Annotated in this window: 11 protein-coding genes; 5 read left to right on the top strand and 6 right to left on the bottom strand. The window is 66.0% G+C overall.

From position 1 onward, the window contains the following. Positions 1-24: 24 nt before the first annotated feature. Together AC3XQU_RS18620 and AC3XQU_RS18615 are read left to right on the top strand one after the other, a co-directional pair. Complete coding sequence (locus AC3XQU_RS18620) at positions 25-576, top strand: DNA-binding protein (RefSeq protein WP_489875641.1); 552 nt, start codon at positions 25-27, stop codon at positions 574-576. 8 nt (positions 577-584) lie between these two features. Next, entirely contained in the window at positions 585-965 is a 381-nt protein-coding gene (locus tag AC3XQU_RS18615) for a Fur family transcriptional regulator (protein WP_489875640.1), read from the top strand. A 43-nt stretch (positions 966-1,008) separates the two neighbouring features. Here the strand turns inward: AC3XQU_RS18615 and AC3XQU_RS18610 are convergent, their stop codons facing one another. From AC3XQU_RS18610 to polA, 5 genes are all read right to left on the bottom strand, one after another. Beyond that, on the bottom strand, positions 1,009-1,392 hold the full coding sequence (locus tag AC3XQU_RS18610) for a MerC domain-containing protein (RefSeq protein ID WP_489875639.1): 384 nt from the start codon (positions 1,390-1,392) through the stop codon (positions 1,009-1,011). Beyond that, complete coding sequence (locus AC3XQU_RS18605) at positions 1,392-3,476, bottom strand: TonB-dependent receptor domain-containing protein (RefSeq protein WP_489875638.1); 2,085 nt, start codon at positions 3,474-3,476, stop codon at positions 1,392-1,394. The genes AC3XQU_RS18610 and AC3XQU_RS18605 overlap by 1 nt, the downstream gene beginning before the upstream one ends. 161 nt (positions 3,477-3,637) lie before the next feature. Beyond that, entirely contained in the window at positions 3,638-4,426 is a 789-nt protein-coding gene (locus AC3XQU_RS18600; RefSeq protein ID WP_489875637.1) for a ZIP family metal transporter, read from the bottom strand. Between the two features lie 99 nt (positions 4,427-4,525). Further along, positions 4,526-5,407 (bottom strand): dienelactone hydrolase family protein, encoded by an 882-nt coding sequence (locus tag AC3XQU_RS18595; RefSeq protein WP_489875636.1) that lies wholly within the window; start codon positions 5,405-5,407, stop codon positions 4,526-4,528. Positions 5,408-5,536: 129 nt separating this feature from the next. Then, positions 5,537-8,320, bottom strand: coding sequence for a DNA polymerase I (polA, locus tag AC3XQU_RS18590; protein ID WP_489875635.1), 2,784 nt, complete (start codon positions 8,318-8,320; stop codon positions 5,537-5,539). Between the two features lie 198 nt (positions 8,321-8,518). On the opposite strand from polA, the gene AC3XQU_RS18585 reads away from it, so the two are divergent. The 3 genes from AC3XQU_RS18585 to AC3XQU_RS18575 are packed head-to-tail and all read left to right on the top strand — an operon-like array spanning position 8,519 to position 10,806. After that, complete coding sequence (locus tag AC3XQU_RS18585) at positions 8,519-9,028, top strand: hypothetical protein (RefSeq protein WP_489875663.1); 510 nt, start codon at positions 8,519-8,521, stop codon at positions 9,026-9,028. A gap of 51 nt (positions 9,029-9,079) precedes the next feature. Then, complete coding sequence (locus AC3XQU_RS18580; protein WP_489875634.1) at positions 9,080-10,039, top strand: homoserine kinase; 960 nt, start codon at positions 9,080-9,082, stop codon at positions 10,037-10,039. After that, positions 10,036-10,806 carry a BPSS1780 family membrane protein gene (locus AC3XQU_RS18575; protein ID WP_489875633.1) on the top strand — a complete coding sequence of 257 codons (771 nt, stop codon included), beginning with the start codon at positions 10,036-10,038 and terminating at the stop codon, positions 10,804-10,806. Before AC3XQU_RS18580 ends, AC3XQU_RS18575 begins: the two co-directional genes overlap by 4 nt. A 42-nt stretch (positions 10,807-10,848) precedes the next feature. Here AC3XQU_RS18575 and AC3XQU_RS18570 read toward each other — a convergent pair whose 3' ends face one another. After that, a complete protein-coding gene (locus AC3XQU_RS18570) occupies positions 10,849-13,170 on the bottom strand; it encodes a UvrD-helicase domain-containing protein (protein ID WP_489875632.1) in 2,322 nt (773 codons plus the stop codon). Positions 13,171-13,199 lie beyond the last annotated feature (29 nt).

Genomic DNA, 13,199 nt, shown 5'->3' with positions numbered 1-13,199 from the left:
TCAACCAGCAAGGACAAAATACCCATGTCGGACCAAGAAACCTCGCGCGCGGCCTCGCCGGCGCTGGACATCCCCGAAGCGGTCGCCGCCGCGCTGAGCGGCTGGGTGCAGCAGGTGGCCGAGCAGACCGCCGCTCCCGTGCGCGAAGCGCTCGAGCAACTGGAAAGCGACGCCGCCGAACTGCGCGAAACCGGCGCCCAGCTGGAGGCGGCGCGCGACCAGGCCCTGGCGGCGTCAAGCGAACATGAAGCGGAAATCGAACGCCTGACGATCGAGCTGCGCGACGCCCGCAAGCTGGCGACCGAAGCGCTGGTGAGCAAGGCCAAAGACCAGCTCGCGATCGACGGCAAGGACCGCCAGCTGGCCGACCTGCGCGCCCAGCTCGAGCGCAACGTCACGGCGCAAGCCGCGGAATCCGACGCCCGCCTGGCGGCGGAGATGGAACTGATCGGCGCGACCACCGCGCGCGACAACTTCGAAGCCGAAGTGCGCACCCTGCGCAGCCAGCTCGACAAATCCTATGCCGAGCGCAGCTCGCTGCGCGCCGAGCTCGAAACCGCGCGCGGCAAGAAGTAAGCAGCGCCATGGAACGCAACACGCGACAACGCAAGGCCATCCACCAGTGCATCGAGGACGCTGGCCGTCCGCTGAGCCCCCAGGAACTGCTCGAGCATGCCCAGGGCGTGGTGCCGGGCATCGGGCTGGCCACCATCTACCGCAACATCAAGTCGATGCTGGAAGCCGGCGAGATCACGGCCGTGTCGCTGCCGGGCGGCGGCGATCGCTATGAGCTGTCCGGGCACGGGCACCATCACCACTTCCATTGCCGGGCGTGCGACCGGGTGTACGAGGTGCACGCCTGCCCGGGCGACATGCAGAAGCTGGCGCCTGCGGGCTTTGTGCTGGAGTCGCATGAGCTGACGCTGTATGGCCTGTGCAGCCAGTGCCGTAGTGCTGCCTCGTAGGATGGGCGGGTAAAACAGTCCGGTGGACTGTTTGACGCCCACCTTACGGGCCGCAATCCTTGCAATGACGGTGGTTGCGCACATGCGCGCCCAATAGCAGCAGACTGCTGATCACGGCCAGCACCGTCTCCGCCCATTCCCCCCACCGCGGCCCCACTACCAGCACCGCCACCAGGAACACCGCCAGTCCTGCCAGGCCCAGCAGCAGCGCCGCCGGATCGCGATGCTTCAGGTAGCCCGGCACCAGCGCGAACAGCACGGGAACCGTCACCCCCGCCAGCAGCGCATCGTGCAGGGCATGATGTTCCCCGCCCAGCCCGAGCAGCGGAAACGCCGCCAGCAGCAGCGGCATCGCCAGGCAATGCACCAGGCACAGCGCGGATGCCGCCATGCCCGCGTAGTCGGCGTAGCGGATCAGGGTCTTCATCAGAAGATCAGGCGCAGGCCCGCCGTCAGGTTGCGGCCCGGGAGCGGCGCCGCCGACTTGATGAAGGAAGTGTGGCTGAGTGCCAGCTCGTCGGTCACGTTATTGATCCGCGCATAGAGCTGGGCCGGCACGCCGCCGATGCGCGTCGTGTAGTGCGTGCCCAGGTTGAGCAGGTTGTAGCCTCTGGTAGCGCCTTCGAATGCGGCGACCTTGTCCTGCTTGCCGACGCGGACCAGTTCGGCCATGCCATGCCAGGCCTGCCAGTGCGCATTGACGCGCGCGCCGATGCGGTGCGCCGGAATGCGCGGCAGGTTGCGGCTCCCCTGCCCTTCGTCGAAGCGGGCGCGCACCATGTCGCCGAACAGGGTGGCTTCCAGGCTGGCCGAAAACTTGTGGCGCAGCTCCCCTTCCAGGCCGGTAAAGACCGCATCGCGCTGCGCGTATTCCACCAGCTGGAATCCTTCGTGCTCATCGAGCGTATTGGCATAGATATAGTTGGCTACCCGGTTGTGGAAGGCGCTCAGCGACCAGGTCGTATTGCCTTCGAACTTGCGCAGGGTGACATCGAGGTTGTTCGAGGTTTCCTTGCCCAGGTTGGCGTTGCCGATCTCGTAGGTGGCGGTGGCCAGGTGCACGCCGTCGGCATACAGCTCTTCCGCGCTCGGCAGGCGGTGGCTGCGCGACAGGCCGGCGCGCAGCGAGTAGGACGGCTGGAATTTCCAGACCGCGCCCAGGGCGGCCGAGGTGCCGCGTGCGTCGGTGTCGCGCGCCCCGGTAAAGCGGGTGCTGTCCACCAGAATGTCCTGCCACTCGTGGCGGGCGCCCGCCTCGAAGCGCCAGTCGCCGAGCTTGTATTCCTCGGTCACGAAGAGCGCGTGTTTCTTCGTCACGCTCGGCGGCACGTAGGCTTCCTCGCCGTCGGTGGAAAAATCGCGGCGCGTCGTCTGCAGGCCGACGACGCCGCGCAGGCCCTTGAGCGGGGCGTGTTCGAACTCGACGCGCACGTCGTGTCCCTTGTTCTTGAAGCTGGTGGCGACCACGCCCTCTTCGAGTTCGTCGTGGCGGTAATCGGTGAACGAGGCGCGCAGGCGCGCCTTCGCAATGCCGGCCACCGGGTTGCGCAGTTCGCCGCGCACGTCCCAGCGGTCGCTGTCGAGCTTCACCACCGGGACGGCTTCCTCGCCATGCTCGTGTTCGTGGCCGTGCTCTTCGCCTTCTTCTTCGTGGCCGTGACCGCCGCAGTGCAGGTGGTCGCCGTGCGGGTGGCAGCTGCCGAATTCGTGGTTGTGGCCGGGGATGCCGTATTCCGTGCGCTCCTTGGTGTAGGCCGCGCCCAGGTAGCCCCGTTCGCCCACCCAGGACAGGCCCACGCTGCCGGTCTCGCTGTCCTTGAAGCTGCCGTGCACGCGATCCCCTTCGCTCCACCCTTTGCCGACGCGGTATTCGCCGGCGTCGCGCTTGACGCCCTCGGCGTGGATCGCGACATTGCCCGCGCCGCCGGTCAGTTCAAACGCGCCGGTCTTCTCGCGCGCGACCGAATTGGCGCGCAATTCCATGCTGCCCTCGACTGGCTTGGCCGGCAGTGCGGTCGGGATCTTGCGGTCCAGGATGTTCACCACGCCGCCCACTGCCCCGCCGCCATAGGCCAGCGCCGACGGGCCGCGCAGCACTTCGATGCGCTCGGCCAGCACCGGCTCGAAGGCCACCGCGTGGTCCGGGCTGATGGTGGAAGCGTCCTGGATCTCGGCGCCGTCCGACAGGATCTTGACGCGCGGGCCGTCCATGCCGCGGATCACCGGGCGGCTGGCGCCGGCGCCGAAGTGGCTGGAAGTGATGCCGGGCTGGTTGTTCAGGGTCTCGCCCAGGGTCGACTCGCGCACGCGCACCAGTTCGCCGCCGGAGAGCGCGGTCACCGGCGTGATCATGTCGTCGCCCAGCAGGCCCAGCGCGGAAGCCGAGATCACCACGGTCGGCACGCTGTCCGGGTCGGCGTGGGCCCGGGAAGATTGGGCCTGGGCCAGCGGTGCGTTGAAGGCGAACAGGATCGCCAGGGCGAGCGGCGTGCGGCGGAGGGTCGGAGACATGAGAAGCTTCCTTCGTGAAGATTGAACAGGCAGCGGCCGCTTGCGGCCACCTTTTGGTAATGATAAGCCATTATCATTAAAAGCTCAAGCTTCAGGCGTGCTGCTCTCTTCGGCAAAACCCCGGGGAGGCGGAAAAGGAAGATGCGGCCCCAGCCGCACTCTCAATAGGCGTGGTTCAGCGCCAGCACGATGGCCACGCCGATCGCGATCAGCACCACCTGCGGCACCGACTCCCTGACGGTGGCGCGGCGCTGCATCTGCGGCATCAGGTCGCTCACGGCGATGTAGATGAAGCCCGAGGAGGCGAACACCAGCACGTAGGGAATCAGGCCGCTGGCCTGGTCGAGCGTGAAATAGCCGAGCAGGCCCCCCGCCACCGCCATCAGGCTGCACAGCAGGTTGAAGACATAGGCGCGCAGGCGCGAGAAGCCGGCATTGAGCAGCACGATGAAGTCGCCGATCTCCTGCGGGATCTCGTGCGCCACGATGGCCACGGCGGTCATGATGCCCAGCTCCGGATTGGCCAGGAAGGCCGCGGCGATCAGGATGCCGTCGGTGAAGTTGTGCATGGCGTCGCCGAGCAGGATCATCCAGCCCGACTTGCCCGCCTGGTGCGCATCGTGGCCGTGCGCGTGGTGGTGGCCGTCGCCTTCGTGGTGGTGCGAATGGCGCAGGATCGCCAGCTTCTCCAGCACGAAGAAGGCCAGCAGGCCGCCCAGCAAGGTGGCGAACAGGCTGCGCACATCGGCGCCGGATTCAAACGCTTCGGGCAGTGCGTGCAGCAGCGAGGTGGCAAGCATGATGCCGACCGACAGGCTGACCATGCGCTCCACCACTTTCGACAGCAGGGTGAAGGAAAAGATGGCAGCGCCCGTGATGCTGACGACGCCGGCGACGATGGTCGCCAGCAGGATGGAGCTCAGTATGGGATCGAAAATCGGGTCGGGCATCGGGTCGCGTCGGGCTTCTTGTTCTAATCGAGCTCACAACCCGGAACCCGGGCCGCAAACCGGGCATTGTAACCTGCCCGGCCCTGCGGCCGCGCAGGTTCAAGCGACGCCGTGCTTGGCGAACCAGTTCAAGGCGCGGCTCCAGCCGTCTTTCGCATCCTCGGCGTTGAAGCTCGGACGGTAGTCGGCATGGAAGGCGTGGCCCGAGTTCGGATACACGTGGATCATCGAGCGGCTGTTGCCGGCATCGAGGGCCTTGCGCATGCGCTCGACCGATTCCAGCGGAATGCCGCCGTCCTTGGCGCCGTACAGGCCCAGCACCGGCACCTTCAGCGCCTGGGCCACGTCGATCGGGTGCTTCGTCTGCAGCGCATTGGCCTCGCCCACCAGGCGGCCATACCAGGCCACGCCGGCTTTCACCTTCGGATTGTGCGCCGCGTACAGCCAGGTAATGCGCCCGCCCCAGCAAAAACCCGTGATGCCCAGCTTGTCGGTGTTGCCGCCGCGCTGCTTGGTCCAGGTGACCACCGTATCGAGGTCCGACATCACCTGGGCGTCCGGCACCTTGGAAATGATGTTCTTCATCAGGTCCGGCATCGGGGTCGTGGTCGCATCGCCCTGGCGCACGAACAGGCTGGGGGCCACCGCCATGTAGCCGGCCTTGGCGAAGCGCCGCGCCACGTCCTTGATGTGCTCGTGCACGCCGAAGATCTCGGAGATCACCAGCACCACCGGCAGGTTGGTGCGGTCCTTGGGCTGGGCGCGGTAGACCGGGACGTCCTGGCCGTTGATCACGATGATGTGCTCGCCGGCGTCTAGTCCCTCGGTCGAGGTCTGGATCTGGGTCTGGGCCACGACAGGCAGTGCGGCGACGGCAAAGCCGCCGCCCATGGCCGCTTTCAGGAAGACGCGGCGGTCGACGCCGTCGCCGAACGCGCTGGCGGAGAGCAGGCTTTCGGCGTCGCTGATGAGATCTTTCATGTGCACCCCCAAGGTAGTGTTGGACAGGCTTGCAATAGTAGCAAAGTCCAGGGAGCGCGCGCACAGCCGCTGCGCGGCTGGCGGGTCAATATGGCGGCGCGGCCGGGATGCCCTTGCGGGCGCCCCTATTCAATGGGCTTGCTCCCAGTTCGGCCCCACCCCGGTCTCGGCCAGCAGCGGCACCTTCAGGGTCGCGACCTTGGCCATCAGCTCCGGCAGCTTCGCCTTTACCAGTTCCAGTTCGGCTTCCGGCACCTCGAGCACCAGTTCGTCGTGCACCTGCATGATCATGCGCGTCGCCAGCCCGTCGGCTTCGATCCAGCCCTGCACCGCGATCATCGCCAGCTTGATCAGGTCCGCCGCCGTGCCCTGCATCGGCGCATTGATCGCCGCGCGTTCGGCGCCGGCGCGGCGCGGGCCGTTCGGGGAGTTGATCTCGGGGAGCCACAGGCGGCGGCCGAACACGGTCTCCACGTAGCCGCGCGCCTTGGCCTGCAGGCGCGTCTCGTCCATGTACTGCTTCACGCCGGCGAAGCGCGCGAAATAGCGGTCGATGTAGCTGGCGGCGGCCGAGCGCTCGATGCCCAGGTTGGCCGCCAGGCCGAAGGCGCTCATGCCGTAGATCAGGCCGAAGTTGATCACCTTGGCGTAGCGGCGCTGCTCGCTCTGCACTTCGTCGGGGGCGACGCCGAAGATCTCGGCGGCGGTGGCCTTGTGGATGTCCTCGCCCTCGGCGAAAGCCTTGAGCATGGCCGGGTCGCCCGAGATATGCGCCATGATGCGCAGCTCGATCTGCGAATAGTCGGCCGAGACGATCACATTGCCCGGCGCGGCAATGAAGGCTTCGCGGATGCGGCGGCCTTCGCTGGTGCGCACCGGGATGTTCTGCAGGTTCGGCTCGTTCGAGGACAGGCGACCGGTGATGGCCACGGCCTGCGCGTAATTGGTGTGCACGCGGCCGGTCTTCTGGTTCACCATCTTCGGCAGCTTGTCGGTATAGGTCGATTTGAGCTTGGACATGCCGCGGTATTCGAGCAGGATCTTCGGCAGCGGATAATCCTCGGCCAGCTTCTGCAGCACTTCCTCGTCGGTGGACGGCGCGCCGGTGGCGGTCTTCTTGACCACCGGCAGGCCGAGTTTGCCGAAGAAGATCTCGCCGATCTGCTTGGGCGAGCCGAGATTGAAGGGGCCGCCGGCCAGCTCGTAGGCCTGCTGCTCCAGCTCCAGGATGCGCGCACCCAGTTCGTTCGACTGCACGCCGAGCAGTTCCGCATCGATCAATACGCCGTTGCGCTCGATCTTCTGCAGCACTTCCATGGTCGGCATCTCGATGTTGCGGTAGATGTAGGCCAGGCCCTTGTCGGCTTCGACGTGGCCCAGCATGGCCTGGTGCAGGCGCAGGGTGATGTCGGAATCCTCGCCTGCGTATTCGGTGGCGCGCCCGAGTTCCACCTGGTCGAAGCAGATCATGTTGGCGCCCTTGCCGCACACGTCCACGAAGGGAATCGTGGTGTAGCCCAGGTGGCGCATGGCCATGGTGTCCATGTCGTGCGGCTTGTGCGACTCGAACACATAGGACTGCAGCAGCGTGTCGTGCACGATGCCTTTCAGTTGGACGCCATGGTTCTCGAAGATGTGCATGTCGTACTTCAGGTTCTGCCCGAGCTTCGGCTTGGCCGGGTTCTCCAGCCAGGCGCGCATGCGCTCCAGCACGAACTCGCGCCCCAGCTGGTCGGGCGCGCCGGCATAGCGATGCGCGAGCGGGATGTAGGCGCCCTTGCCTGCTTCCACCGACAGCGAGATGCCGACCATCTCGGCCGCCAGCGGGTCGAGCGAGGTGGTTTCGGTGTCCACCGAGGTCAGTTCGGCGGCATCGACCAGCGCCAGCCATTTGTCCAGCTGCTCGACGGTGAGGACGGTCTCGTACTCGCCCTTGATGATGGCCATGCCCGGCAGCGTGCCGGAGCCGCCCAGCGCGCCTTCAGGGGAATTCATGGGGCCGCCGTCGGCGCCCCGGCCGCGGGCCGGGGCCACGGCGCCGTCCGCGCGCGGGCTGCCGCCCAGTTCGCGCAGCATGGTCTTGAAGCCGTAGCGCTGGAAGAACTCGCGCAGGGCTTCGGCATTCTCGGGACGGCCGACCAGGGTTTCCTCGAAGGAGATCACGTGATTCACCAGGTCGCAGTCGGTTTTTACCGTGATCAGCTCGCGCCCTTTCGGCAGCCACTCGAGCGCGGCGCGCAGGTTCTCGCCGACCGCGCCGGTGATGGCGTGGGCGTTCTCCACCACGCCGTCGAGCGAGCCGTGCAGGGTGAGCCATTTCACGGCGGTTTTGGGACCGCACTTGCTCACGCCGGGCACGTTGTCGACCGTGTCGCCCACCAGGGTCAGGTAATCGATGATGCGGTTCGGCGGCACGCCGAACTTGGCGACGACGCCGGCTTCGTCGAGCTTCTCGTTGCTCATCGTATTGATGAGCATGACCTTGTCGTTGACCAGCTGGGCCAGGTCCTTGTCGCCGGTCGAGATCACGGTCTTCATGCCGCGCGCGGTGGCCTGCACGGCCAGGGTGCCGATCACGTCGTCGGCTTCCACGCCCTCGACCATCAGGATCGGCCAGCCCATGTGGCGCACGATCTCGTGGATCGGTTCGATCTGCTTGCCCAGGTCTTCCGGCATCGAGGCGCGGGTGGCCTTGTACTCCGGGTACAAATCGTCGCGGAAAGTCTTGCCCTTGGCATCGAAGACGCAGGCGATATAGGCCGCCGGATAGTCGGCGCGCAGGCGGCGCAGCATGTTGACCATTCCGTGCATGGCGCCGGTCGGGAACCCGTCGGGGCTGCGCAGGTCGGGCAGCGCGTGGAAGGCGCGGTAAAGGTAGCTGGAACCGTCAACGAGCAGCAGGGTATTTTCCATAGGGCGACTATGCAGTTCGATCAAAAAGGGGCAGTGGCGCGGGTGCGCGGGGTAACCGGCATTATCGCAGAATCAAGCGGGGCGACGCACGGGGCATGGCGGACCCGGCATGCGCCACTGCCGGGGTTCGCCGCACACTTTTCACAGGGAAGCGTGTGTGTTTGTTACAATGAACTAAACGATACAAGGGTGACCATCATGTTGCGCACTTCTTCCCGCCTGAAACTTCTCTCGCTGTGCCTGCTTGCCCATGCCGGACTCGCGTCGGCCCAGGCGCAACAGCCCGCCCAGCCCACCCAAGCGCAGGCGCAACAGCCGGCCCAGCGCCCGAGCCAGGCTCCGCCCCAGCTCGAGCGTATCGAGCCGGGCAGCGATACCCCGGCCACCACCATCCCGCCGCGCGAACGCACCCGCATCACCGAAAAGCGCGGCAACGACGGCATGGTCAAGGAAGTAGAAGTGCAAAGCGGCAAGAGCCGCTACATGATGAAGCCGAACGTCGCGGCAGGCAACGCCCAGCCGGGCGACGCCCAGAGCAGCGCGATTCGCGCCCCGCAATGGCAGGTCATGGAATTCGACATCGGCAATCCGAAGAAGCAGGCCGCGCCCGACCCGTCGGCCACGGCCCCGGCGCCGGCCAAGGCAGGCGTTCCGGCCCGCGCCGACGCACCGCCGCCGCCGCCGATGGACCCAGTCGAGAAAAAATAATCCTCCGCTGCCGAGGCATTCGGCAGCCGACCCCTCACCTTTGCTAGGCACATGGCAGTTTTCACCGCGGTCTCGCTGGACGACCTTTCCCAGTGGATCAAGCAGTTCCCTCTAGGCCGCGCCCTCGCGCTCCAGGGCATTTCCTCCGGCATCGACAACAGCAATTTCTTTCTCACCACCGAGCGTGGCGAGTTCGTGCTGACCATTTTCGAGAACCTGGGTGTCGAGCAGCTGCCTTTCTACGTGCAGCTGATGCGTCATTTGTCCGAGCGCGGCATTCCCGTGCCGGCGCCGGTGGCCAAGCTCGATGGCGAACTGGTCGTGACCCTGCAGGGCAAGCCGGCCATCATCGTCAGCCGCCTGAGCGGCGCCTCGCAGATGGACCCGCAACCCGTGCATTGCGCCGAAGTCGGCCGGATGCTGGCGCGCATGCACCTGGCGGGCCAGGATTTCGCCATGAGCCAGCCGAATTTGCGTGGCCTGGACTGGGTGGTGGCCACGGCGCCCCAGGTGCTGCCCTTCCTGTCGGAACCGGAAGCGGCGCTGCTGCGCACCGAGGTCGCCTTCCAATCCGACTTTGCCGCCACCGCCGGCTACGCGCGGCTGGCGCGCGGTCCGGTCCATGCCGACCTGTTCCGCAATAATGTCATGTTCGAAGGCGAGCGCCTGACCGGCTGCTTCGACTTTTATTTTGCCGGCGTCGACACCTGGCTGTTCGACGTCGCCGTCACCGTCAACGACTGGTGCATCGACCTGGCCACCGGCAAGCTGATCGAGCCGCGCGTGCGCGCCCTGCTCGAGGCCTACCACGGCGCGCGTCCGTTTACACTGGACGAACGCAGCGCCTGGCTGCCGCTGCTGCGCGCCGGCGCGCTGCGTTTCTGGCTGTCGCGCCTGTACGATTTCCATTTGCCGCGGGCAGCCGAGCTGCTCACGCCCCACGACCCCACCCATTTTGAACGCATCCTGCGCGAGCGCATCGCTGGCGGCGCGCCGGAGCTTCCCGTATGAATACTCTCCCTGCAATCACTGGCTGGCACTGGCTCAAGCAAGGCGCCGCCCTGTTCCGCAAGCAGCCTGCCGCGCTGACGACCCTGCTGTTCGCCAACATCCTGGTCAGCATCGGCATCAGCGCCGTGCCCCTGCTCGGGCCCCTGATCGTCTCGGTCCTGATTCCCTCGTTCTCGATGGCCTTCATGCAGGCCTGCCTGATGATCGAGAACGGCGAGCGCGTCACGCCCGGCGTGCTGCTCACGGGCTTCCGCCAGCCGGCCTTCAAGGCGCTGTGCAAGATCGGCCTGGTCTACCTGGGCATCGGCATCGTGCAGCTGGTGCTGGTGCGCCTGCTGATCGACCCGGACGCCATGCAGGAAATGGCGCGCCAGAGCCGCGAAGGCGGCCAGCCGCAGGTATCGGGTTCGTTCATGCTGTCGATCTTCGCGATCGTGATGGTGAACATGGCGGGCATGGTGGCGATGTGCTTCGCCGGGCCCCTCACCTACTGGCAGAAGATGCCGCCGGGGAAAGCAACCTTCTACAGCTTCTTCGCCGTGCTGCGCAGCGCGCGCGTGTTCCTGGTGCTGCTGCTGGCCTGGTTCGCGATCTTCTTCGCGATCACGCTGGTGCTGTCCCTGGTGCTGGGCGGGGACAACCTGGTGCGCGTGTTGATCATGTGGCTGATCTTCTTGTTCGTGCTGCTGCTGCAGTGCGCGATGTATGTGGGGTATCGGCAGATTTTCGGCAAGCCCGATGCCGGCGTCGTCAACCTCGCCAAGTAAGAATTGAGGGCTTGGCCGGCAATGCCGGCCAAGCCTTGCACATCAGCGTCCGATCCGCTCCAGCTTCGCGATCGACAGATCCAGCACCTTCATCCCCGCCGCGCCGAAATTGATCTGGGCGCGCGCCGCTCCCGCTCCGCCCTCGATATTGACGATCACGCCCTCGCCGAACTTGGCGTGCGCCACCGACTCGCCCACGCGCCAGCCGGTGCCGTTGCCGTTGGCCGACTTCTGCGTGATCTGCTGGGCGATGCGGTTGTCGCTGCCGCCGTCGCGGAAGGACGCGTCGTCCCAGGCGGTGCTGGACTTGCGGCCGGCGAACCAGTTGGTCTGCACGCGCGGCGACAGCCACTTGAGCGATTCTTCGGGCAGCTCTTCGAAGAAGCGCGACTTCATGTTGAAGCGGGTCTGGCCGTGCAGCATGCGCTGCTGGGTAAAGCTCATGTACAGCCGCCGGCGCGCGCGCGTGATCGCCACGTACATCAGGCGCCTTTCTTCGTCCACGCCATCGAGTTCGCGCGCGCTGCTCTCGTGCGGGAACAGGCCTTCTTCCAGGCCGGTGATGAACACGGCGTCGAATTCCAGGCCCTTGGCCGAGTGCACCGTCATGAGCTGCAGCGCGTCCTGGCCCGCCTGGGCCTGGGCATCGCCCGCTTCGAGGGAGGCGTGCGACAGGAAGGCCGACAGCGGCGACATCACGGTGGGCAGCGGCGCGTCGCCGTCGAAGACTTCGATGCCGTCCTGGTTGAGGATGGCTTCGCCGGCCTGCGGCAGCGCCTGCGGCCCCAGGTGGGCCGGGGCGAACTGGCCGAAGCCTTCTTCCTGCACGAAATGGGTGGCGGCGCTGACCATCTGCTCGAGGTTCTCGATGCGGTCGGCGCCTTCTTTTTCCTTGCCGTAGAAATCGAGCAGGGTGCTGCGCTCGAGCACCACGCGCACCATTTCGGGCAGCGCCAGTTGCTGGGTCTCGAAGCGCGCCGATTCGATCAGCTTGACGAAATGACCCAGCGAAGTGCCGGCCTTGCCGGTCATGTAGGGCACGGCCGCGAACAGCGAAATGCCATAGCTGTCGGCCGCCATCTGCAGCTGCTCGATCGAGCGCACGCCGATGCCGCGGGTGGGAAAGTTCACCACGCGCAGGAAAGCCGAATCGTTGTGCGGGTTGTCCATCAGCTGCAGGTAGGCGATCGCGTGCTTGACCTCGGCGCGCTGGAAGTAGCGCAGGCCGCCATACACCGTATAAGGCAAACCGGCGGCGAACAGCGCGTGCTCGATCACGCGGCTTTGCGCGTTCGAGCGGTAGAGGATGGCGATCTCGCTGCGCTTGAGGCCCTCGTTCATGAGGCTCTTGGTTTCTTCGATGATCCACTGCGCTTCTTCGAGGTCGCTGGACGCTTCGTAGACGCGCACCTGCTCGCCCTGGCCTTCGTCGGTACGCAGGTTCTTGCCCAGGCGCTTGGTGTTGTTCGCGATGAGGAAGTTGGCGCTGTCCAGGATGTGGCCATGCGAGCGGTAGTTCTGCTCGAGCTTGATCAGGTTCTGGACCCGGAAATCGCGCTCGAAGGCCTGCATGTTGCCCACGTTGGCGCCGCGGAAGGCATAGATGCTCTGGTCGTCGTCGCCCACGGCGAAGATGGCGCCGCCGCCTTCCTGGTCGTGGCCGGCGAGCAGCTTGAGCAGGTTGTATTGCAGGTCGTTGGTATCCTGGAACTCGTCCACCAAAATGTGGCGGAAGCGCATCTGGTAATGGTGGCGCAGCGGTCCGTTGCGCGCCAGCAGTTCGTACGAGCGCAGCAGCAACTCGGCGAAATCGACCACGCCTTCGCGCTGGCATTGCTGGTCGTAGAGCTCGTAGAGCTCGACCATGCGGCGTTCGATCGGGTCGTAGGCCTCGACCGCGCCCGCGCGCATGCCCTGGTCTTTCGCGTTATTGATGAAGTACATCAGGTTCTTGGCCGGATACTTCTCGTCGTCGACGTTCGCGGCCTTGAGCATGCGCTTGATCAGCGAGAGCTGGTCCTGCGAATCGAGGATCTGGAAGGTCTGCGGCAGTGCCGCATCCTTGTAGTGGGTACGCAACAGGCGATTGCACAAACCGTGAAAGGTGCCGATCCACATGCCGCGGGTATTAATCGGCAACATGGACGAGAGCCGGGTCAGCATCTCCTTGGCCGCCTTGTTCGTGAACGTCACCGCCATGATGCCGGCCGGCGAGACCTGGCCGGTCTGGACCAGCCAGGCGATGCGCGTGGTGAGCACGCGGGTCTTGCCGGAACCGGCGCCCGCAAGGATCAGGGCGCTCTGCGACGGCAGGGTAACGGCGGCGAGCTGTTCAGGATTGAGGTTATGGAGGAGATTCTGCATGGGCCCATTATACCGCCGCGATTACTGTA

The organism is Telluria sp. AZSoR62 (assembly GCF_058111565.1).
The sequence above is the reverse complement of the archived record's forward strand: the minus strand, read 5'-3'. Positions and strand labels throughout refer to the sequence as shown.

Bases quoted from the DNA above. Each gene is read 5' to 3' on its own strand.
- AC3XQU_RS18620 (WP_489875641.1), top strand. From the start codon at position 25: ATGTCGGACCAAGAAACCTCGCGCGCGGCCTCGCCGGCGCTGGACATC.
- AC3XQU_RS18615 (WP_489875640.1), top strand. From the start codon at position 585: ATGGAACGCAACACGCGACAACGCAAGGCCATCCACCAGTGCATCGAG.
- AC3XQU_RS18610 (WP_489875639.1), bottom strand. From the start codon at position 1,392: ATGAAGACCCTGATCCGCTACGCCGACTACGCGGGCATGGCGGCATCC.
- AC3XQU_RS18605 (WP_489875638.1), bottom strand. From the start codon at position 3,476: ATGTCTCCGACCCTCCGCCGCACGCCGCTCGCCCTGGCGATCCTGTTC.
- AC3XQU_RS18600 (WP_489875637.1), bottom strand. From the start codon at position 4,426: ATGCCCGACCCGATTTTCGATCCCATACTGAGCTCCATCCTGCTGGCG.
- AC3XQU_RS18595 (WP_489875636.1), bottom strand. From the start codon at position 5,407: ATGAAAGATCTCATCAGCGACGCCGAAAGCCTGCTCTCCGCCAGCGCG.
- polA (WP_489875635.1), bottom strand. From the start codon at position 8,320: ATGGAAAATACCCTGCTGCTCGTTGACGGTTCCAGCTACCTTTACCGC.
- AC3XQU_RS18585 (WP_489875663.1), top strand. From the start codon at position 8,519: ATGTTGCGCACTTCTTCCCGCCTGAAACTTCTCTCGCTGTGCCTGCTT.
- AC3XQU_RS18580 (WP_489875634.1), top strand. From the start codon at position 9,080: ATGGCAGTTTTCACCGCGGTCTCGCTGGACGACCTTTCCCAGTGGATC.
- AC3XQU_RS18575 (WP_489875633.1), top strand. From the start codon at position 10,036: ATGAATACTCTCCCTGCAATCACTGGCTGGCACTGGCTCAAGCAAGGC.
- AC3XQU_RS18570 (WP_489875632.1), bottom strand. From the start codon at position 13,170: ATGCAGAATCTCCTCCATAACCTCAATCCTGAACAGCTCGCCGCCGTT.